This is a genomic window from Drouetiella sp., from assembly GCF_059504425.1.
Genome location: NZ_JCACIN010000081.1, coordinates 136,543 through 156,972 on the forward strand (window position 1 = coordinate 136,543; position 20,430 = coordinate 156,972).

General features: G+C 50.7%; 17 protein-coding genes. 13 read left to right on the top strand and 4 right to left on the bottom strand.

Annotated features, from left to right (window positions below):
• Positions 1-304: 304 nt before the first annotated feature.
• Positions 305-1,348, bottom strand: coding sequence for a DUF2278 family protein (locus AC5JMP_RS19095; protein WP_495853069.1), 1,044 nt, complete (start codon positions 1,346-1,348; stop codon positions 305-307).
• A gap of 362 nt (positions 1,349-1,710) precedes the next feature.
• On the opposite strand from AC5JMP_RS19095, the gene typA reads away from it, so the two are divergent.
• Positions 1,711-3,501 carry a translational GTPase TypA gene (gene typA / locus AC5JMP_RS19100; protein ID WP_495853070.1) on the top strand — a complete coding sequence of 597 codons (1,791 nt, stop codon included), beginning with the start codon at positions 1,711-1,713 and terminating at the stop codon, positions 3,499-3,501.
• A gap of 82 nt (positions 3,502-3,583) precedes the next feature.
• Here typA and AC5JMP_RS19105 read toward each other — a convergent pair whose 3' ends face one another.
• Positions 3,584-3,817: a hypothetical protein gene (locus AC5JMP_RS19105; RefSeq protein ID WP_495853071.1), complete on the bottom strand. Its 234-nt coding sequence runs from the start codon at positions 3,815-3,817 to the stop codon at positions 3,584-3,586.
• 172 nt (positions 3,818-3,989) lie between these two features.
• Here AC5JMP_RS19105 and AC5JMP_RS19110 point away from each other — a divergent pair, with 172 nt between their 5' ends.
• From AC5JMP_RS19110 to AC5JMP_RS19120, 3 genes are all read left to right on the top strand, one after another.
• Positions 3,990-4,229, top strand: a complete 240-nt coding sequence (locus AC5JMP_RS19110) for a hypothetical protein (RefSeq protein WP_495853072.1) — start codon at positions 3,990-3,992, stop codon at positions 4,227-4,229.
• 101 nt (positions 4,230-4,330) lie between these two features.
• The gene (locus tag AC5JMP_RS19115; protein WP_495853073.1) at positions 4,331-4,729 is read left to right on the top strand and encodes a hypothetical protein; all 399 of its coding nucleotides are present in this window, start codon (positions 4,331-4,333) and stop codon (positions 4,727-4,729) included.
• Positions 4,722-6,434: a GUN4 domain-containing protein gene (locus tag AC5JMP_RS19120; RefSeq protein ID WP_495853074.1), complete on the top strand. Its 1,713-nt coding sequence runs from the start codon at positions 4,722-4,724 to the stop codon at positions 6,432-6,434. Before AC5JMP_RS19115 ends, AC5JMP_RS19120 begins: the two co-directional genes overlap by 8 nt.
• Here AC5JMP_RS19120 and AC5JMP_RS19125 read toward each other — a convergent pair.
• Positions 6,409-7,491: a glycosyl transferase gene (locus AC5JMP_RS19125; RefSeq protein WP_495853075.1), complete on the bottom strand. Its 1,083-nt coding sequence runs from the start codon at positions 7,489-7,491 to the stop codon at positions 6,409-6,411. The genes AC5JMP_RS19120 and AC5JMP_RS19125 overlap by 26 nt on opposite strands.
• Positions 7,492-7,729: 238 nt before the next feature.
• On the opposite strand from AC5JMP_RS19125, the gene AC5JMP_RS19130 reads away from it, so the two are divergent.
• From AC5JMP_RS19130 to AC5JMP_RS19170, 9 genes are all read left to right on the top strand, one after another.
• On the top strand, positions 7,730-8,344 hold the full coding sequence (locus tag AC5JMP_RS19130) for a TetR/AcrR family transcriptional regulator (protein WP_495853113.1): 615 nt from the start codon (positions 7,730-7,732) through the stop codon (positions 8,342-8,344).
• A gap of 44 nt (positions 8,345-8,388) precedes the next feature.
• On the top strand, positions 8,389-9,813 hold the full coding sequence (locus AC5JMP_RS19135) for a GH1 family beta-glucosidase (protein WP_495853076.1): 1,425 nt from the start codon (positions 8,389-8,391) through the stop codon (positions 9,811-9,813).
• A gap of 312 nt (positions 9,814-10,125) precedes the next feature.
• Positions 10,126-10,746, top strand: a complete 621-nt coding sequence (locus AC5JMP_RS19140) for a TMEM165/GDT1 family protein (protein WP_495853114.1) — start codon at positions 10,126-10,128, stop codon at positions 10,744-10,746.
• Positions 10,747-10,870: 124 nt separating this feature from the next.
• A complete protein-coding gene (locus tag AC5JMP_RS19145) occupies positions 10,871-12,808 on the top strand; it encodes a CASTOR/POLLUX-related putative ion channel (RefSeq protein WP_495853077.1) in 1,938 nt (645 codons plus the stop codon).
• A 523-nt stretch (positions 12,809-13,331) separates the two neighbouring features.
• Positions 13,332-14,894 carry an N-acetylmuramoyl-L-alanine amidase gene (locus AC5JMP_RS19150; protein WP_495853078.1) on the top strand — a complete coding sequence of 521 codons (1,563 nt, stop codon included), beginning with the start codon at positions 13,332-13,334 and terminating at the stop codon, positions 14,892-14,894.
• Between the two features lie 11 nt (positions 14,895-14,905).
• Entirely contained in the window at positions 14,906-15,820 is a 915-nt protein-coding gene (locus AC5JMP_RS19155; protein WP_495853079.1) for a 3'(2'),5'-bisphosphate nucleotidase CysQ family protein, read from the top strand.
• 206 nt (positions 15,821-16,026) lie between these two features.
• A complete protein-coding gene (locus AC5JMP_RS19160; RefSeq protein ID WP_495853080.1) occupies positions 16,027-16,725 on the top strand; it encodes a Crp/Fnr family transcriptional regulator in 699 nt (232 codons plus the stop codon).
• A 114-nt stretch (positions 16,726-16,839) separates the two neighbouring features.
• The gene (locus AC5JMP_RS19165; protein WP_495853081.1) at positions 16,840-18,042 is read left to right on the top strand and encodes an NAD(P)/FAD-dependent oxidoreductase; all 1,203 of its coding nucleotides are present in this window, start codon (positions 16,840-16,842) and stop codon (positions 18,040-18,042) included.
• 161 nt (positions 18,043-18,203) lie between these two features.
• A complete protein-coding gene (locus tag AC5JMP_RS19170) occupies positions 18,204-19,187 on the top strand; it encodes a potassium channel beta subunit family protein (protein ID WP_495853082.1) in 984 nt (327 codons plus the stop codon).
• Positions 19,188-19,252: 65 nt separating this feature from the next.
• Here AC5JMP_RS19170 and mtnA read toward each other — a convergent pair whose 3' ends face one another.
• A complete protein-coding gene (gene mtnA, locus AC5JMP_RS19175; RefSeq protein WP_495853083.1) occupies positions 19,253-20,311 on the bottom strand; it encodes an S-methyl-5-thioribose-1-phosphate isomerase in 1,059 nt (352 codons plus the stop codon).
• Between the last annotated feature and the right edge of the window lie 119 nt (positions 20,312-20,430).

The following is a 20,430-nucleotide window of genomic DNA, read 5'->3' on the forward strand; positions in this document are numbered from 1 at the left end:
CCCACTCCCCCATTATCGCGCAAGGGATAGCGCAAGGAATAATGAGCGGTTACAGGGCTTAGGGTTTTTCACCATCCCCTGTTCGAGCCAGAAATCCCCCCAGTTGGGTAATCCAGCGCACTGCTTGACGCAGGGTTGGCGGTTTTTTAGAGCGATTTTTTGGTTCAAACTTGCGCCCATGGGTCAGCCACATATCGCCAGCGATACTGGTTAAATTGGCATGAGAAAACTTTTTGTATGAGAGGGGCGCTCTGTACCCCTCTCATACAAAAATCATCCCCCGATCGAGCAATACCACAACGTCTTAGAAGACCACAGTCCAGCCTTCTAGCTTGGACTGCTGCGCCGTGTAGGCAACCCCATCGACCTTGAGTCCTTCCTGGTTGAGTAAAGTAATTAAGCCACCCTTGTTGCCTAACTGCACCGTAGGCGGCAAAGCAATCAGCACCGTGGCTCCAGGCGCGATCGCCCCTGTCAGCTTATGCTTGTTCTTAAGCCGATCGGCGATCGCCCAGTCAGTTAGATCGATCGCGTCAGGCGAGGTATTGAGCAGGGTTACGGTTTCTTGCTCAGGCGCAGGACCTGTAGAATTGACTAGCGCCGCAATGATCCGCACAATCCCTTGAGGTTCGTCTGGAATTGGCGTTTCGGGCGTAGGTTCTTCATTCACGACGGGCGGTTTGCCCGGTTCGTTGGTCGGAATAGCATGACCTGTGCGATCGTCTGTATGCCAAGTCTGGGACTGAAATTTCAGAAAAACAGCAATCCAGCGACTCTCAGCCGGAAAGTGGATTAACATCGCCCCATCTTGCCAAACGCCATCATCATCCACGTACCTAGCATTATTTCCCTGATTCATGTGAATGTCATGAATCCCATTACCCGGCAAGAAGCCAAAGTATTTGTCTTTCTTTTGCTCTTCTGGGCCCCATCTTGCGCCAAAGGCATAAATCAGAGCCGTTTCATCCGACAGCGCCCGCTGAACATATCGATTGATCTTCTCGTTCAAATCATTTTCTGGCCCAGGTATAGAACCCGCTAGCGGCACCATTTTAGTGCGATCGAAGAGGTTTCCCCGAATATAATCTAATGACAATCCGCCTGGTTTGCGCTCTGGCAGAGGCTTAAAGCCCAGAGGCAATTGCTCTAGCTGATTCAAAGTTGGGTAGGTAAAATTTTCATCCACGAAGTAGAGAACGTCAGGGGGAATTTCGCTCGATTTGACGTTGATCGCAATTCGGTAGTCTGTCGTGTCATCCACAATGCGAATCTGATAATGGTCATTTGCACCTGCGGCAAACTTGACGGCGATCGGGCGACCCTTCAGAACACCATAGTTTAGGGACATCAGGTTTCCTCTACTTTATTTATTAAGGAGCTTATGGCGAAAGGCTCATGGGTTTCAGTCTTGGAGAAGTTGGCGGCTTAACCAAAAGTTAATCAATTCAGCCCTGGACACGCCAATCTTGGCTAATTTGGGCAGTTTTGACCAGTGCCCTCACGGGTGCCTTTTGAAGAATGACTCTAACGGTGAGAAGCTAGCGATCGCCCTAACTCATCTTCCAGAAAGCCAGTTATTTTACGAACAGTTAAGATAAGATCATGACGGCTTCTTTACACGGAATTCTTTCTAGAAGCAAGGAAGACTCTATTAAGAAGTGAATTAACCCTAGTAAGGCTTCTCCTACATTTCTCTACCGGAACTTTTTTATGACTCTGCCTATTCGCAATGTTGCCATCATTGCTCACGTTGACCACGGCAAAACTACGCTCGTTGATGCACTGCTGCGACAGTCCGGCACATTCCGAGAGGGCGAAGAGGTTCCGGATTGCGTCATGGACTCCAACACGCTGGAGCGGGAGCGGGGCATTACGATTCTGTCCAAAAATACTGCCGTTCACTATGGCGAAACGCTGATCAATATCATTGATACTCCTGGACACGCAGACTTCGGCGGCGAAGTGGAGCGGGTTCTGGGCATGGTTGACGGCTGTATTCTGATTGTCGATGCCAACGAAGGCCCGATGCCTCAGACGCGCTTTGTGCTGAAAAAGGCGCTGGAAAAGGGATTGCGCCCCATCGTCGTCGTCAACAAAATCGATCGCCCTCAAGCTGATCCCCATGGATCGGTCGATAAGGTGCTGGATCTCTTCCTAGAGCTGGGCGCAGATGATGCCCAGTGCGATTTCTTCTACCTGTTTGCTTCAGGGCTGGCGGGCTATGCCAAGAATGCTTTGGAAGAAGAATCAACAGACATGAAGCCTATGTTTGAGGCGATTCTCAACCATGTGCCACCTCCAGTCGGCGATCCTGAAAAGCCGCTCCAGCTTCAGGTAACGACGTTGGACTACTCAGATTACATGGGTCGAATCATCATCGGCAAGATTCACAACGGCGTGATCCAGATGGGTCAGCAGGCGGCGCTGGTGAAAGAAGACGGCTCGATCGTCAAAGCAAAAATCACTAAGCTGCTGGGTTTCGACGGCTTGAAGCGGGTGGAAATGGCATCCTCTTCGGCAGGTAACATTGTAGCGATCACAGGCTTTGCCGATGCCAACATTGGTGAGACAATCACTGACCCCACCAATCCCCAGGCATTGCCGCTGATTAAGGTGGATGAGCCAACTTTGCAGATGACTTTTTCTGTAAACGACTCGCCGTTCTGCGGTCAGGAAGGCACGTTCGTGACTTCTCGACAGGTGCGCGATCGCCTCATGCGAGAGCTGGAAACCAACGTGGCGCTGCGCGTTGAAGACACTGACTCACCCGATAAGCTAGCGGTTGCGGGTCGGGGTGAATTGCACCTGGGCATCTTGATCGAAACGATGCGACGCGAAGGCTATGAGTTTCAGGTGTCTAAGCCTGAAGTGATCTACCGCGAAGTCGGCGGACGACCCTGCGAACCGTTTGAACAGCTCGTTCTAGATGTGCCTGAAGATGCGGTGGGTGGCTGTATTGAGCGGCTAGGTCAGCGCAAGGGCGAAATGCAAGATATGCACGTTGGCGGCAATGGTCGGACTCAGCTAGAGTTTTTGATTCCGGCACGCGGCTTGATTGGCTTCCGGGGTGAGTTTATGCGTCTGACGCGCGGCGACGGCATCATGAACCACAGCTTCCTGGATTATCGTCCGATCATTAGCGAATTTGAGACTCGCCGAAACGGGGTGCTGATTTCTTTTGAGGAGGGCGTTTCAACCTTCTACGCCATGAAGAACGCTGAAGACCGAGGCGCTTTCTTTATCTCGCCCGGTACCAAAGTCTACAAAGGCATGATCATTGGCGAACACAACCGCCAGCAGGATTTGGAGCTAAACGTCTGTAAAGCCAAGCAGCTCACCAACCATCGCGCATCTGGCGGTGAAGAGCTAGTGCAGCTTCAAACCCCGATCGACATGAATCTGGAGCGAGCTTTGGAATACATCGGCAACGACGAACTTCTGGAGGTCACACCCAAGTCGATTCGCCTGCGCAAGGTCTCGAAGAAGCTGGTTAAGCGCTAGACTAATCCGTTGAATCTATGAGCAGAGGGTTAGAGCATTGTCTCTAGCCCTTTTTTGTCGTCCCATTTTTTATCGTTCCAAACTACTCGATCGCCCCATAGCGCAACAGCACGCTCACCACCTCTCCCGGCTCCCCCAAATCCTGAGCGGCAACGGGTTTAGACCAAAAGCTAACTTCTGCATAGCCCTGAATATGCAGGATTTGAATCGTGCGTTTGACGGCTCTGGGCGAACCCACAAGCAAATGCTTGATCCGCTCTCTGCTGGACTGGACTTCGGGAGCGCGATCGTCTGACGACACAAATTCTTCTGCCATAGTTCACCTGTTGAAATAGTTCTCCTGCCCTCTATTGGTCAATAGCGGGGCGCTTGTTTTTATAATCGCACATTTTAGCAATTTGATAGATATCAAATTGCTAAAATGTCAATTCAATAATCTTCAACCTGTGACATGGCAAAATTGCACAAGTCTTTTGTGGCAATCTGTGATGTCGGAATCCAAATCAGTGCAGTTTAGGGCACAAGTGCGCCCAGATATTGATTTTTTGGTACGTGCAATCATTCCGCTCAAGAATTCGGGAAAGGATTGGTCGGTGAGTGATGTTGCCAATGAAGCGCTGATTGAGTGGTTGCAAAAAGCAGAGAATCGTCAACTGATCGAATCTCACAATCTCCTAGATGCCTTAGAGCGCCGAGGGCTAACCACAAACATCTACAGTGAATCTTAAAAGGTTTAAGTTGAGCAGTAGACACCAAACCGTTCTGCGGAAGCCTTTGGTACTGCTTTACTCTGGTTTAGAATAAACGTAATTTTATTCCTCTGCACTTTATGAATCATCCTATTGAGTTTCAGCTATCCGTCCAGGATGAACAGGCAACGGATGAGGATCTTCAACTTATATTGCGGACGTTAGCAGCGGAGCTAGAAAGCCAGTCTGCGGAGGTTATGCCTGTTGCCCCTTCTGCGGCTACAGAGCCAGAGATGGTAGAAAAAGGGGAACCTAGCAGCAGTATTTTGGATGTAAAAATTAACCTAGATACCCTAAAAACCTTTGGTACGTGGTTGTATGGTCGCTTGGTAGGAACAACTACGAAAGTAAAGTTTAAGCACGAAGGGACAGAGTTTGAGTTTGAAGGACGCAATGACAGCGATCGCGCCTCTGCTCAGCAAGATTTCGAGGATTTTGTCGCAAAGCTTGAGGCAGTAAAGCAGGCAAAGCATGAGTAAGCGAGTAGCGTTGCTAGTTGGAGTGAGTGAATATGGCGAGGGATTTGAGCCACTGCCAGGGAGCCTGCGAGATATGCAGGCAATGCAGACAGTGCTACAAAATCCAGATTGTGGTGCGTTTGAAGTACAGCCTCTAGAGAACTGCGATCGCACTCTTTTAGAAGCTCAGATCGAACAATTTTTTCGCGGCAGAGATCCAGAAGACCTACTACTGCTTTATTTTTCAGGGCATGGTGACTTGGGCAGCGGCGGTATGTTACATCAGCAGTTGCATTTTTGCACCCACAACACCTACAAACAGCAGGGGCGGCTAGTAGAGTCGAGTGCGTTGTCCGCAGGATTTCTAAAACGCCAAATGGATATGACTCGATCGCAGCAGGTAGTAGTGATCTTAGACTGTTGCTACAGCGGGGCGATCGCCGATTGGATCAAAAAGGGAGAGGGAGACATTGACTTTGATGAACTGAAAGCCAAAGGACGGGTTATTCTAGCTTCCTCTAGTGCAGCTCAAGTGGCATTACAAGCAAGGGACGGGTTATCGCTCTATACTCGCTACTTGGTTGAGGGCATGGAGGGAGCTGCGTATCCAGGACAGGGCGAGTGGATCGTCGCTAGAGATTTGCACGGGTATGCCGATCGCCGCCTTGAAATTGAAAGTAAGGGAGGCTATCCGCCCAAAATTATTGCCGAAGATACAGGCTTCGACTTGCCAATTGTGCGAGCGCCTAAACCAGAGCCTAAATTAGAGTACCGCAAGGCTGTCGATCGGATTTTTCAAGAACTTGATCAGGAGCTAGGTCTAGAGTTTAGTGGGGCAATTGAAGAAGAGCTGGATCGAGGTCGTTTGGATACTCGTTGGAGACGCTTGGGAATTTCTTCAGAAGATGCGAAAACGATTGAAGAGCAGGTTCAACAACCCTATCTAGTGCGAGCAGAACAGCGACGTAACTATGCCGATTATTTTGAGAAAGCGACTAAAAATGGCTTTTTGCCAGAAGAAAGTGCCCGCCGCAAATTAAAAGACATCCGCGAAAATCTTCTGCTTGGAGAAGACGATGCCGATCGCATTGAACAGCAATTAACTCAGCAACTGAACCTAAAATCCGCCTCAACTATTCTGGCTCCCGAAACTGCTTTAGTAATTCCTCCCTCTACTTCATCTGCACAAACCCCGTTACGTTACGCTCAGTTGGAAAAACATCTAGAAAACCAAGAGTGGAAAGAGGCAGATAAAGAAACCTATCGGCTGATGATTACTACTGTTGGTAAGAAGAAAGGACAATATTTTAATCGTGCCGATCTTGACACTTTTCCTTTCGAAGATTTGCGAACCCTAGATCAACTCTGGGTGAAGTACAGTAAGACACCGGATTATCCCGATGGCAAATGGGGCTTCAGTATTCAAAAGCAAATTTGGCAAGAATGCGGGTACCCAACAGATGATAACGATAATGATTGGAGAAGGTTTGGCACTCGCGTCGGGTGGCGCAAAGGCAACAATTGGGTGAGCTATGACAATCTCTCATTCGATCTAGAAAAGTCACTGATCGGAGAGTTGCCAGTTTGGCGATTTCGGTTGTGGGGTAGTTTCGTTCGCTTGGGCAGCTTCTCTTCTCTCATACAGAGGCTTGCAGGTTGTAGCACGAATCCTTCTCTCATACGAAAACTTGCAGATTCAGTCAATTCCGATCGACCCACTCCATAACCGCCTGAGCGATCGCCTCATTGCCATCTTTTGCCAGAGGCTCTGAAGTTTGGGGCGGCTGCATCGGTTCCTCTAGAAAGCTCCAGTCGCTTTTGAAAAATTCCTCTGGGGTGAGAATGCGATGCTGAGCGTGATTCTGGATACCCTTGAGCAGTACCGCAGCTTCGGCAAAATCATCTCGCGTAATAGAAATAATCGGCACTCCCACCCGACAAGCCTCAGCAAAGGTGCTGTAACCCGGTTTAGACATAACTCGACTACACAGCGGCATAAAGTCTACCGGGCGATACTGACGATCGCTAATTCTCACCAGGTTTGGCACATCTGGAATTTGGCGATCGAACGTGATGAACTGCCAGTCTGGAAAGCGCTGGAGATTGTGAACCGGAACCTGATCGACTCCTAAACCGCCAAAAGTCAGCAGCATCGTTTTCTCAATGGGCGCGGTCAAGTGAAACGTTTCTCGCAGATCTGCCAGCGCAAAGCTGGGGTCGCCGCCCGTCAATCCGATATCGGTGATGTGAGGAAAAGCGCTCATCTCCTCGTGAAAGGGCATCCGCAGCAGGCGATCGCACTGGGCAAACTGTGCGCCAATCCAGTCCGCCATCTCTACAAATTCGCCGCCCCAAGGACGATAGATAAAATCCCAGCCGAAGTTACTCATCATCCAGCCGGGAACGCCTGCCGCCCGTGCGATCGGAGCTGCCAGCGGCGGAATATCGGCAAGCACAAGGCTGACGCGATTCTGCCGGATAAAGTTCACCTCTCCGGCAATCATGGACTTATGGCGATCGCGGATTTGCTTCAGCTTTTCCAGGGTTGCCGCTTTGTCCATCGTCAAGCTGTCACCCTGCACCACGCCAATATCGAGGGCGATCGGACGGTGGATGAAGTCGCCTTTGATGTAGGCTTCCAGGAGCGATCGTGGGGCTGTCGTTACCAAAATCACGAGCGCTTCCGGGCACTGTCTTTGAATCTCCGCCACCACGGAGCAGGTGCGAGTCGTATGACCATATCCGTGATTGGTAATGGCAACGTAAAGGATAGGTTGGGGCATGGAAGATAGGTTTTCTAAGCAGTATGGGTGTCGCCAGTTAGGACATTTAGGGTGGGGCGCGCTGCGCCCCCACCCTAAATGTCCCCGTCCTAACCGCCTTGGCGGTTGCTACATAAAAAACAGGCAGCAAAGAAATTATCGCCTCCTTTTCCGCCCGCCTGTAAAGTTTTACAGACGGATGAAGTATTCACGAAGCATTGTCGCTACCATCTCTACATACTTCTACTTCTTTTTGGCTATGCGATCGTTTCGTACCCCGGCTCCCCCATCGGAAGTGGAAACCCGAACGCGGATTCTTAAAGCCGCTCAAAAATTGTTTGCGCGTCGAGGCTATGACGGCACCACCACCAAGGATTTAGCTCAAGAGTCTGGAGTTGCCGAAGGGACTCTGTTTCGCCATTTTGAAAACAAAAAAGCAATTTTAGTAGAGGTAGCGACGCAGGGCTGGGTCGAAATTCTTACCGATTTGCTGACCGAACTCAGCGAGATGGGGAGCTATAAAGCGATCGCTCAAGTCATGCGCCGCCGGATGCTGAACCTGCACCAAAATGCCGACCTGCTGCGGGTTTGCTTTATGGAAGCGCAGTTTCACGCAGATTTGCAGGCTCAAATTCAAACCGAAGTCATCGTTAAAATGACGGACGTAGCTGAGGCTTTCTTTCAAACGGCAATGGATCAAGGCATCTATCGCCGAACCAATCCCCGCATCGTGGCACAGGTGTTTTTGGGTATGTTTGCCGTTTCAGGGTTTAGCCGCGACACTATTATGCCCGAAGCTTCTTCCCCCCAGGCCATGCTAGAAATGGCGGAAGGTATTGCCGATATTTTCCTCAACGGCGTTTTAGCAAAGTAGCTATTAACCCGGCAATTAAAGATTTTTTGTTGTGAGGCGAAAATATGGCAACCTTTCCAGCCGATTTCCTATGGGGAGCCGCGACCGCCTCCTATCAAGTTGAGGGAGCCTATCAACAGGATGGAAAAGGACTCTCCATTTGGGATGTCTATTCCCATTTACCGGGCACAACCTACCAGGGAACCAACGGAGATATTGCTGCCGATCATTACAACCGATATGTAGAAGATGTGCGGTTAATGGCAGAGCTGGGACTGCGCTCTTACCGATTTTCGATCGCCTGGACAAGGATTTTTCCTGACGGCAGTGGAGAGGTTAACCCTGAAGGCATTGCATTCTACAGCCGCTTAATTGACGAGTTGCTGAAATACGAGATTGTTCCGTTCGCTACGCTTTATCACTGGGACTTGCCTCAAGCTTTACAAGATATTGGCGGTTGGGAGAATCGAGCCGTTGCGGATGCCTTTGCCACCTATGCCAGAACTTGTTTTGAGCAGTTTGGCGATCGCGTCAAATACTGGATTACCTTCAATGAAGTGATCAATTTCATCATGCTCGGCTATCGAGAGGGAATCCATCCACCCGGAGTCAAAGATGAACGCAGAGCCGTTGAAGTCACCCATATTGTCAATGTGGCCCATGCCAAAGCGGTGGCTGAGTATCGGCAGTTAGTGCATGAGGGGAAAATTCTGGAGGGCAAGATTGGCGTTGCTCATGTGCTGTTACCCGGATTTGCCATTAGCGATCGACCAGAAGACATCCAGGCTTGCGAATACTATGAAGCCATGGATCACCATTGGTTTTACGATCCTGTTCTCTTGGGCGAATATCCTCAGTTGATGTGGGAGTATTACCAAAACAAATGGGGCGCTCCCACGGTTCTAGAGAGCGATCGAACACTTTTGCGACAAACAAAAATTGACTTTATTGGAGTCAACTACTACCAGAGTACATTTTTGGCGCACAATTCAATAGATGGAGTAGGTGCTGCTCCGTTGAACACGACAGGTAACAAGGGTAGCCAAAAAGAGAGCGGCATTCCTGGATTGTTCAAGCGAGTTGTAAATCCCGATATTGAATACACTGATTGGGACTGGGCAATCTATCCGGAAGGGCTACTTGAAGGCATGAGACGGATTCAGGAAAGATACGGCAATATCCCAATTGTGATCACTGAAAATGGCATAGGGGCGAAAGATCCGATCGCTGAAAACGGAGAGATTTTAGATTTTCCTAGGATTGAGTACCTGAAGCAGCATATTCTTGCTTGCAAGCAAGCGATCGAGAATAGCATCCCTTTATTTGGCTACTTTGCTTGGTCGTATATTGATCTGTTGAGCTGGTTGAATGGCTATCAAAAACAGTACGGGTTTGTCTATATTGACCGAGAAAAAGAGTTAGAAAGACGGAAAAAACAAAGTTATTTTTGGTACCAAAGAGTTATTCAAACTAACGGAGCAGAACTCTAAGGATCACGATAAGCGGGAAGCTCCACAAAAAATAGATCACTCCCTATTGACAAGTCGATCGCAAAGCCGATAGATTACAGCTTATGAAGGGGAGTAGCTGCTAGCCGATCGCTGTCCGTTATGGGCAACCTCACTAGCTCGCCTTAAGTCAACATGCTGGTGATGAACCTGGCTGGGGCGACAGAGCTTTTAAGATTTCTGTAAGCGAGACCTTCACTGAGTCCACGTATTTTGTGGGCTTGGTGAAGCGTGTGTTTTCCCTCCTCTCATCAAGCCCACTCAAGATCCCTACATCTTTTGAGAGGCTTGATGATGTTGACGGCATTCACCGCATCGCTTTTGCTGACCACCATTTCTGAAGTTGGCGACAAGACTTTTTTCATCGCCGCCATTCTTGCCATGCGCCATTCGCGGAGGGTCGTTTTTGCTGGGGCTAGCGCCGCCCTGGCTGTAATGACCGTTCTCTCAGTGGCAATGGGGCAAGTCGCATCGCTTTTGCCCAAACACTATGTTGCTTGGGCAGAGATTCTTCTGTTTCTGGGGTTTGGGCTGAAATTGCTCTACGAGGCTAGCCAAATTTCGCCCAAGGTAACGGCTACCGAAGGCTGTCAGGAGGCAGAAGCCGCGATCGCTCAACAGGAAGCCAAGTTCAATCGGCACACCCAATGGGCGGTTCTGGCACAAGCCTTTGGCATGACGTTTGTGGCGGAGTGGGGCGATCGCACCCAGTTCACTACCATTGCCCTGGCGGCGGCGAATAATCCGGTGGGGGTAACGCTCGGCGCTATTTTGGGTCACATATTGTGTGCAGCGATCGCGGTGCAGTGCGGTCGCTATGTTTGTGGCAAGCTGTCCGAACGGACGCTTTTGGGAATTGGCGGAGCGCTATTTATTTTGTTTGCAGGGGTTGGCTTAGTGGAGCTGTTGCATTAGTTGTTAAGGCTCATTTTTTGGGCATTGGTTAATCTGGGTAGGAATTTTTTGAAAAGTGAGCCTGGAGTGTATCAGGGGAATACTGGCTTAACGGCTAGAAGGTTTCACAATTCCCCCATCCCTCATGCAAAAACTAATTAACGGTAAAAGATTTCGTGGCAAGGTAAACAGCGGTAGAGTCAACAGCTTTGCCGATCGGCTGCGCTATAAGTTTGATAACTTCATGTCCAAAGGCACGATCGCCCTTGTCGGTGGACTTGCCTTGGTGTGTTTTGCATTCATTCTTGTGATGGCATTTCTGGTCAACCTGGTGGGAATTGCGCCTGAAGGCAGCGATCGCCTCAGTGTCCCAGAAGCAATCTGGGGGGTGCTGATGCGCACCCTCGACTCTGGCACAGTCGGGGGCGATACGGGCTGGTTTTTCCGCCTAACGATGCTGTTTGTCACGTTTGGCGGCATCTTCGTCGTCAGTACCTTAATTGGTCTGCTGAGCAGCGGCATTGATGCCAAGCTGGAAGACTTGCGGAAGGGACGATCGCGGGTGATTGAAACCGATCACATTGTCATTCTGGGCTGGTCGCTTCAGATTTTCACACTCATTTCTGAGCTGGCGCTGGCGAATTCTAATCGATCGGATACCTGCATTGTTATCCTCAGTGAAGAAGATAAAGTGCAGGCAGAGACTGCCCTTCAAGATACGCTGGGTAAGCTGCCTCGCATTCGGTTGGTGTACCGTACGGGTAGCCCCAGCAATATGGCGGATCTAGGCATCGTCAGTATTCAGACAGCTCGCTCCATCATTGTCTTGAATCCTGCCAACGAACATTCTGATGCTCAAGTGGTGAAAACGCTGCTGGCCATTACCAACATTCCGCGATCGCTGCCTCAGCCCTATCACATCGTGGCTCAAGTCCAGACTTCCAAAACCCTAGATGTGATCAAACTCATTGGGCATCACGAAGTAGAGTCACTGATGACGAACGATTTGATTTCGCGCATTGTGGTGCAAACTTGTCGGCAGTCAGGTTTGTCGATCGTCTATATGGATCTGCTCAATTTCAGTGGGGATGAAATTTACTTCAAAGCAGAGCCTATGCTCCAGGGCAAGACTTACGGCGATGCGCTCCTGTCCTACAACAACTCCACAGTCATCGGCATGAGACGCTCAGATGGGACAATTCAGCTTAACCCACCCAGCATCACAAGGCTACAGGTTGATGAACAGCTCATCTTTATCAGTGAGGACGACGATACCATCCATCTCTCTAGCTACTCTGAATCTTGGATTGATCATCAGGTCATTCAGCAAGCAGAGCGAAAACCTGCCGAGGCAGAGCATACGTTAATTCTGGGTTGGAACAATCGCGTCTCTCACATTATTCAGCAGCTCGATCAATACGTTGCACCTGGCTCTACGGTAACTGTTGTTGCCGGGTTCCCAGCAGCAGAGGTGGATTTATCGGCTGAAGCGTTACAGCAACAAATGGCGCAATATCAGCAGGGTGAACCCACCGATCGCCAGGTCTTAGAAAATCTGCATCTGAGCAAATACGATCACATTATTGTTTTGTGTAGTCCTGATTTAGAACCGGAACAGTCAGATGCCCAAACCCTGATGACCTTGCTGCATCTCCGGGATATTGCCAATCGGGATGATCATGACTATCAGATCGTCACTGAAATGTTGGATGTACGGAACCAAACGCTGGCTCAGGTGGCTCGTCCTGATGATTTTGTGATCAGTGAGCAAATCATTAGTTTGATGATGGCTCAGGTGTCAGAACAGAAAAACATCAATGCGCTATTGACGGACTTGTTCAACCCAGAAGGCTCAGAAATCTATCTCAAGCCCGTTCAGGATTATGTGAAGAGCGATCGCCCTGTCAACTTTTACACGGTTGTAGAGGCGGCTAGGCGGCGGGGAGAATCTGCGATCGGCTATCGGCGCAAAGCAGATGCCAATAACATGGGAAGATCTTACGGAGTTGTGCTTAATCCCCAAAAAGATCAGCTCATCGAGTTTAAGCCTCAAGATATCATCATTCTCTTAGCTGACTCTTAGCTGGCTTTTATCAACTTGGCAATAATTGAGAGTGCATTGTTGGAAGATTTTTGTTGTGAGGCGAGTGAAGTTCGCCTCACAACAAAAAATCTTTAATTGCCGGATTAATAGCTAAACATCTGAGCTGGTTTTTGGCTAATTTTTTGGCGAAAAAGCAGAATTAAGCTCCATTAATTATTTGCCGTTTAATTAATAATCGGCAGACTGCAGGTTCCTTATTTTTATGATGAAAACCATTCTCAGAATAAGAACTACTCACCTCTTTCTGATAGGATGACAAGTCTGGTTAATTCTGGAACAAATGCTGTATGAGGTTGGGGTTTAGAGCCGATGAGGAAGGCGTTGCTGGTTTTATGGATAGTTTTTTTTGAAGGGGGCGCTCTGTATCCCTTTCAAAAAAATCACCTCCAGATTCAGCCCTGCCATGAGGAACATCCATTAGCTCTGCATCTTCTAGATTTGAATCTTCAAATCCTTTGCAATCTATGATTTCTGTCGAAGACAGCAAGGAGAAACCACAACCGTGAAATATCTCTGGCGATCGCCGAGTGGGCTGTTGCCCCCCAAACTGCTATCCCTCCTTTTGGGAGCAGGAATTCTGCTGTTTTCATCTCCCGCAGAGGCAGGTCAGCTGCAATCATGGCAGTTCAACAGCCGCGAAAACCGCCTGACTTTTACCACCGATGAGGGCGTGTTGCCCAGCGTTCAGCTTGTCCCTGACCCCATGCGGCTGGTGATCGATCTGCCGGGAACGAGGCTGGGGCGATCGCGCATCAACCAGTCCGCAGACGAGGGCATCCGCGAGATTCGGCTGGCGCAGTTTAATGCCAATACAACCCGAATCGTAATTGAGCTAAGTCCTGGATACACGATCGATCCAACTCAGGTAAAAGTGCAGGGTGCGAACGATACAAATTGGACGGTGCAGCTCCCCACGCCTCAGCAGAATGAAGCAGAGCAAAACCTTGATCGCGCGATTTCAGGTGGGGCTTCTTCAAGTACAGTTTCAAGCACGACCTCAAGCACGACCTCAAGCACAGTTCTAGAGGGCGTGCGCGTGACACAAGACGGCTTCTTTTTCCGTACCAGCGGACAAAAACCTAACCTGGTGCAGGAATACAGCGACGATCGCCGCCAATTGACCCTAGAGCTAAAGGATACAACTCTTTCCTCTCGTCTGACCCAGCGAGACATCACGGTCGATCGCTATCGGGTCACCCGCATTCAGCTTGTGCCAGTCGAGGGGGCAGATCCGCCCGTTGTTCGGATTGTTCTAGACACGGCAGAAGATGGCCCTGAATGGCAGGCGACTGTAGCCAGCTTAGGAGGGGTGGTTCTCGTGCCTATGGGCGGTCTTGCGGCAGCCGATCCAGACGATCGCACTTCTCGATCTCTCACGACCGAGTCCACAACAAGCCAGTCTGGAAACCAGCCTGTGGCTAATCGCAATCAGCCCTCATCCAATTCTGGAACGGCGATCGATTTGTCCAGTCCCGACTTCCTCAACACGCCGATCGAACTGCCTGATGTGTCTAATCAGCGGGTGCGGATTGCGATTGATCCAGGTCATGGCGGTCGCGATCCCGGCGCGGTTGGCATCAACGGTTTACAGGAGAAAATCGTCGTTCTGGACATTGCTCAAAAAGTGGCGCAGCTGCTAGAACAGCAGGGCGCACAGGTGATCTTGACCCGGAATAACGATACTGAAATTGGGCTGGAACCGCGCGTCCAGGATGCCAACCAGGGCAACGCCAACGTGTTTGTCAGTATCCATGCCAATGCGATCGATATGGATCATCCTGGTACCAATGGAGCCGAAACCTACTACTATTCCTCAGATGAGGCTTTCCAGTTGGCGCAAACGATTCAAACCAGCGTGGCTCAAGGTACTGGGATGCGCAATATCGGCGTGAAGCAAGCCCGGTTTTATGTCCTGCGCAACACCTATATGCCTGCCGCCCTAGTAGAGGTGGGGTTTGTCACCGGGCAAGTAGATGCACCTCGCCTTGCCGATCCGACCTTCCGCGATCGCATGGCGCAGGCAATTGCCCGTGGCATCCTACAATACGTGCAGCAACGTCTCTAGCGGGTATTCCCATGCATCTCTCTGCCGACCAGCGTCAATCTATTCAGCGGCTGATCCGGGATTGCGGACGGCAAGCGCAACAGATGGCAGCAGAAAAGTTTCAAGTCTACGAAAAAGGGCGCGATGATTATGTCACCGATGTCGATCGCGCTCTGGATGCAAGATTAACCGCCGGGTTTTCTCAGCTTTTTCCTCAAGACGGCATTATTACTGAAGAAAATTCTCAGTCTTGGCAGGTCTTAGGGCAAATTGGCTCAGGGCAGATTGGCTCAGGGCAGATTAGCTTAGAACAAAGCAAAGAGCAAGCCGATCGCCGCCTCTGGCTCATTGACCCGATCGATGGCACGGATGACTTTATCCAGGGCAAACCCCACTACTCAGTGATGGTAGGATTACTAGAGGCAGGTCAGCCGATCGCCGGATGGGTCTATGCCCCTGAGTTTGACCAGCTCTACTTTGGCGGCAGCGACTGGGGGCTATTTCAGCAATTGGGCGATGCCGAGTCCATACCGTTGATTCCTCAGTCTCCTCAGCCGCCTTCCGACCACTTTTGCCCGATTCTCATGGGCTACAAAGACCAACGCCGCTATGGACAAGCCATCACTCAGTTTATTCCAGGTGTCCAATTTGACTGTATCGGTAGCTTTGGGCTAAAGGTGATGCGGGTGATTTGCGGTCAGGCAGGGCTATATGTTTATCTCAATGGTCGGGTCAAGCTGTGGGACACGGTCGGGCCTCTAGCGCTGGCAGAAGCCGCAGGTCTAGTTTGCTGCGATCTAGAGGGCAATCCGCTGAAATTCACTGCTGATGCCGTTGATCCGCAAACTTTGGCACATGACCAAACGATCGTCATTGGCTGGGCAGATTATGTGGAAGCCCTGCGATCGCCACTACAGCAGGCAATTGCTCAATCTAAATTGGGCTGAGGCTAAATTGGGCTGAGGCTAAATTGGGCTAAGAATACTATTCCCCGTAGCAAATTAGCTAACCTGAATTGACAGTGAGCTATGATTGCGATGAGCCAGTCGCCTTCCCCAACTGCTAACCAAACTTGACTCATTATCGTTATTATTTAACCGCATTATTATTAAGCTACATCCTATTCGCCTTACAGTCGGAGTAGCCTGACTCCATGGATCGGTACAACCCCCGCGAACCGCGAGACAATTCACTTATTCGCTCAGCCCCTTTCTTCAACGAGCTTCCGGAAGAAATTATTGAAAAAGCGATCGCCCATGTTGTAGTTCGCAACCATCCTCAAAATCAGGTGATTTTGCTGGAGAATGACTGGGGTAGCTCAGTCTATTTCATCCTGGAAGGGTGGGTCAAAATCCGCACCTACAATTTAGACGGCAAAGAAATCACGCTGAATGTGCTGGGGAAAGGAGAACTTTTCGGCGAAATGGCTCCCCTCGACGAGGTGCCTCGCTCTACCGATGTGCTGACCCTGGTGCCGACTGTCATCGGCAATATGCCCTCCAATGACTTTGTTCAGCTTTTGAACACCGAACCCACGGCAGGTATTCGGCTGGCGCAGCTTATGGCGCGTCGCTTACGTCAGGTCAATCGGCGGCTGCGCTTACGGGAATCCGACAGCGTTTCACGCGTTGCCGATATCCTGCTGTTTCTCGCCGAAGGACAGGGAAAACCTGGCGATCAGGGCATCGAGATTCCTAACTTGCCCCATCGTGAACTCAGCAGCCTCAGCGGATTGGCGCGGGAAACGGTGACTCGTGTCCTGAGCAAGCTAGAGAAGAAAGGATTGATTCAGCGCGATCGCGATATTCTGTGCATTCCTGACGTGGATGCTCTGGAGCGGATGTTGGTCTAACCCAAAGCGTGATTTTCCCTGGGTTTTCTCTTGGGGTTTCTCCTGGGTCAAACCTGCCAGAGAGGATTCATTGCTATCCTGAAGGCAGTTATCCTCACGCTTCCGTCTCCAACCATGACCCAACAACCTACCCGTATTTGCATTCTGGGTGGAGGCTTCGGGGGGCTTTACACTGCCCTGCGCCTCAGCCAGCTCCCTTGGACAAAGCTGGAGAAACCTGACATTGTTTTGGTGGATCAGCGCGATCGCTTTCTCTTTTCTCCTCTCCTCTACGAGCTGCTCACGGGCGAACTGGAAACCTGGGAAATTGCGCCGCCCTACACCGAACTGCTTGCCAACACAGGCATCCAGTTTTGTCAGGCTGAAGTCGCCAGCGTGGATGTTGAGGTGAAGCAGGTGCATATCAAAGATGCCGAAACGGTGCTGCCCTATGACTATTTGGTGGTGGCAATGGGAGGCGAAACGCCGATCGATTTGGTGCCCGGTGCCGCCGAGTTTGCCATTCCCTTTCGGACAATCGCCGATGCCTACCGACTGGAGGAGAAACTGCGGTCACTGGAGCCAGCCGACAAAGTTCGGATTGCCATCATCGGCGGTGGCTATAGCGGCGTAGAGCTTGCCTGTAAGTTAGCAGAGCGATTGGGCGATCGCGGTCGCGTTCGATTAGTCGAAGCAGCAGACCAGATTCTCAGAACTTCGCCAGAGTTTAATCGCAAGGCGGCTAGCGAGGCGCTGGAAAAGCTGGGAGTATTTGTCGATCTAGAAACAAAGGTAGAGTCGATCACGGCTGAAGCGATCGCCCTGGAATATCGAGAGCAAGTTGATACTATTCCTGTTGATGTGGTGCTGTGGACGGTGGGGACAAAAGTGGCTCCTGTGGTACAGGCATTGCCGCTCAAGCACAACTCGCGCCATCAGCTTGTGCTAACTCCGACCCTGCAAACCGATCGCCCTGAAATCTTTGCCCTAGGCGACTCGGCAGAATGTATTGATGCTGAAGGGCAGAAAGTGCCCGGAACGGCTCAGGCAGCTTTTCAGCAGGCCGACTATGTGGGTTGGAATCTCTGGGCATTAATTACAGACAAGCCGCTGCTGCCGTTTCGCTATCAGGCGTTCGGTGAAATGATGACCCTAGGCAAAGATAATGCCACCCTGTCGGGATTGGGCGTGAAGCTAGATGGCCCCTTTGCCCACATTGCCCGCCGCCTAATGTACCTTTACCGAATGCCCACGTTGGATCATCAAATTAAGGTAGGGCTGAATTGGATCATGCAGCCTGTGCGCGACCTGCTGGCTTCCCAGTCTCCTCGCCCCTGAGATGGATTGTTTATAGTGACGAAATGGTAGCCGATCGGCGGCTAGTCGCGATCGTAATGTCTACATTACCTGCTGCTCTTGCTATTGAGCCTACCAGGGCTTGATCTTATTTCGATCAAGCCACTGAATCTACGCCTTTTAATTTTCAGGGGGAATTAAAGATGAAATACCGACGATTAGGACGCTCTGGATTACAGGTGAGTGAACTGTCCATTGGTTCTTGGGTGACGTATGGTAATCAGGTAGATGGGGATGCAGCGATCGAAACCCTATCGGCGGCAAGAGATGCAGGCGTGAACTTTTTTGACAACGCAGAAGTGTATGCCGGGGGGAAGTCTGAGATCTTGATGGGAGAGGCTTTAAAACACCTCGGCTGGGAGAGAGAATCTTATATTATTTCCACCAAATTCTATTGGGGCATTGCCGACGGTCCTAACCGCAAAAATACGCTCAACCGCAAGTATCTGCACCATGCTATTCAAGGCTCGCTTCAGCGCTTGCAGCTTGATTACGTAGATTTGGTGTTTTGCCATCGTCCTGATCCCCATACGCCGATCGAGGAAACGGTGTGGGCAATGCATGACATGATCCAGCAGGGTAAAGCCCTGTATTGGGGCACGTCTGAATGGTCGGCAGCAGAGATTGTTAGCGCTTGGCAGATTGCCGATCGCCATCATCTGCATAAGCCAGTGATGGAGCAGCCTCAGTACAACCTGTTTCATCGTCAGCGCGTGGAGCAGGAGTATACTCGACTCTACGAAGATTTGGGCTTGGGCTTGACCACCTGGAGTCCGCTGGCTTCGGGTGTCCTGACCGGTAAATATGCCAACGGTGTGCCTGCCGGAAGCCGCTCCACCTTAGCAGGCTATGAATGGCTGCAAGAAACCGTGACCAATTCGGACTGGATTGCCGCTACCGAGCGCCTACGACCCATTAGCCAGGAGTTAGGCTGTACGCTCTCCCAATTGGCGATCGCTTGGTGTGCCAGCAACCCCCATGTCAGCACCGTAATTACAGGAGCTAGCCGCACTGCTCAGGTGACGGAGAACATGAAGGCGATCGATCTCATTCCTCGGCTTGACCCAGATTTACTGCAACAGATTGATAAGGCAATTGGCACCGTTGGGGTGACGGCACCTGAGTAACCTGCACCTAGGCGATCGATGAGTGGCGATCGATGAGCGATCTCTTCGATTGTGAGGCTATCAACCTAGATAACCTGCTTTTCACGGAACTTGATTAAATCATCTGGTTTAACAACGCCATGCTCAGTGATGATGCCCGTGATCAGCGCTGCGGGGGTGACATCAAACGAGGGATTGTAGAACTCTGCGCCAACGGGACAAATCCGGGTATTGCCAACTTGATACAGCTCGATCGGATCACGTTCTTCGATCGGGATCAGGCTACCGTCCTTTAGCTCAAAGTCGATCGTAGTCAGCGGAGCCGCCACGTAAAAGGGAACATTGTGCGCCTTGGAAATTATCGCCAGGGCGTAGGTGCCGATTTTATTTGCCGCATCGCCGTTTGCCGCAATCCGATCAGCTCCCACCACTACTGCGTCAATCATGCCTTGCTTCATGCAGTGAGCAGACATATTGTCAGAAATCAGCGTCACCGGGATGCCTTCCTGCACGCATTCCCAAGCCGTCAGTCTTGCCCCCTGCAAACGTGGACGCGTTTCATCGGCATACAGTCGCTCCAGCCGACCTTCTCGCCATGCCGATCGCACTACGCCCAGAGCCGTGCCATAGCCCGCCGTCGCCAAAGCCCCCGCATTGCAGTGGGTCAGCAGCCGCAATTGCCCAGGGTTCTGAGGCATGACGCTCAGCCCGTGATCGCCGATCGCCTGACAGGTTTCGATGTCGTCTGCGTTGATGGTCTGAGCTGCCTTCAGTAAAGTCTGTTTCAGGTAATCGACGGGGCCGACGGTTTGCCGCGCCACCTTTAACATGCGCTCGATCGCCCAAAACAAGTTCACGGCAGTCGGGCGGGTGGCGCGTAGCTTCTGGGCAACTGCCTCTAGCTGGGTCAAAAACTGCTCTCGATCGCCTGTCTCAATTTCTCTTGCCCCCAGATACATGCCGTATGCCGCAGCAACACCGATCGCGGGAGCGCCTCGCACAATCATGGTTTTGATGGCGATCGCCATGTCATCGCTACGGCTAATTTCTACTACCTCAAAGCTGGTAGGCAAATGATTTTGGTCAATCAGTCGCACATGATCGTCGTACCAAATAACGGGAAAAACCTGGTTTGTGATAGACATACTGACTGACGTTCAAGAACAATATCTAGAGGAAATACGGTTTACAAAAGCTTGAACCGAACTCCAGTTATGTTCAACTATATCCGGCAACCGGGGGCATGTCACATATTCACCAACGA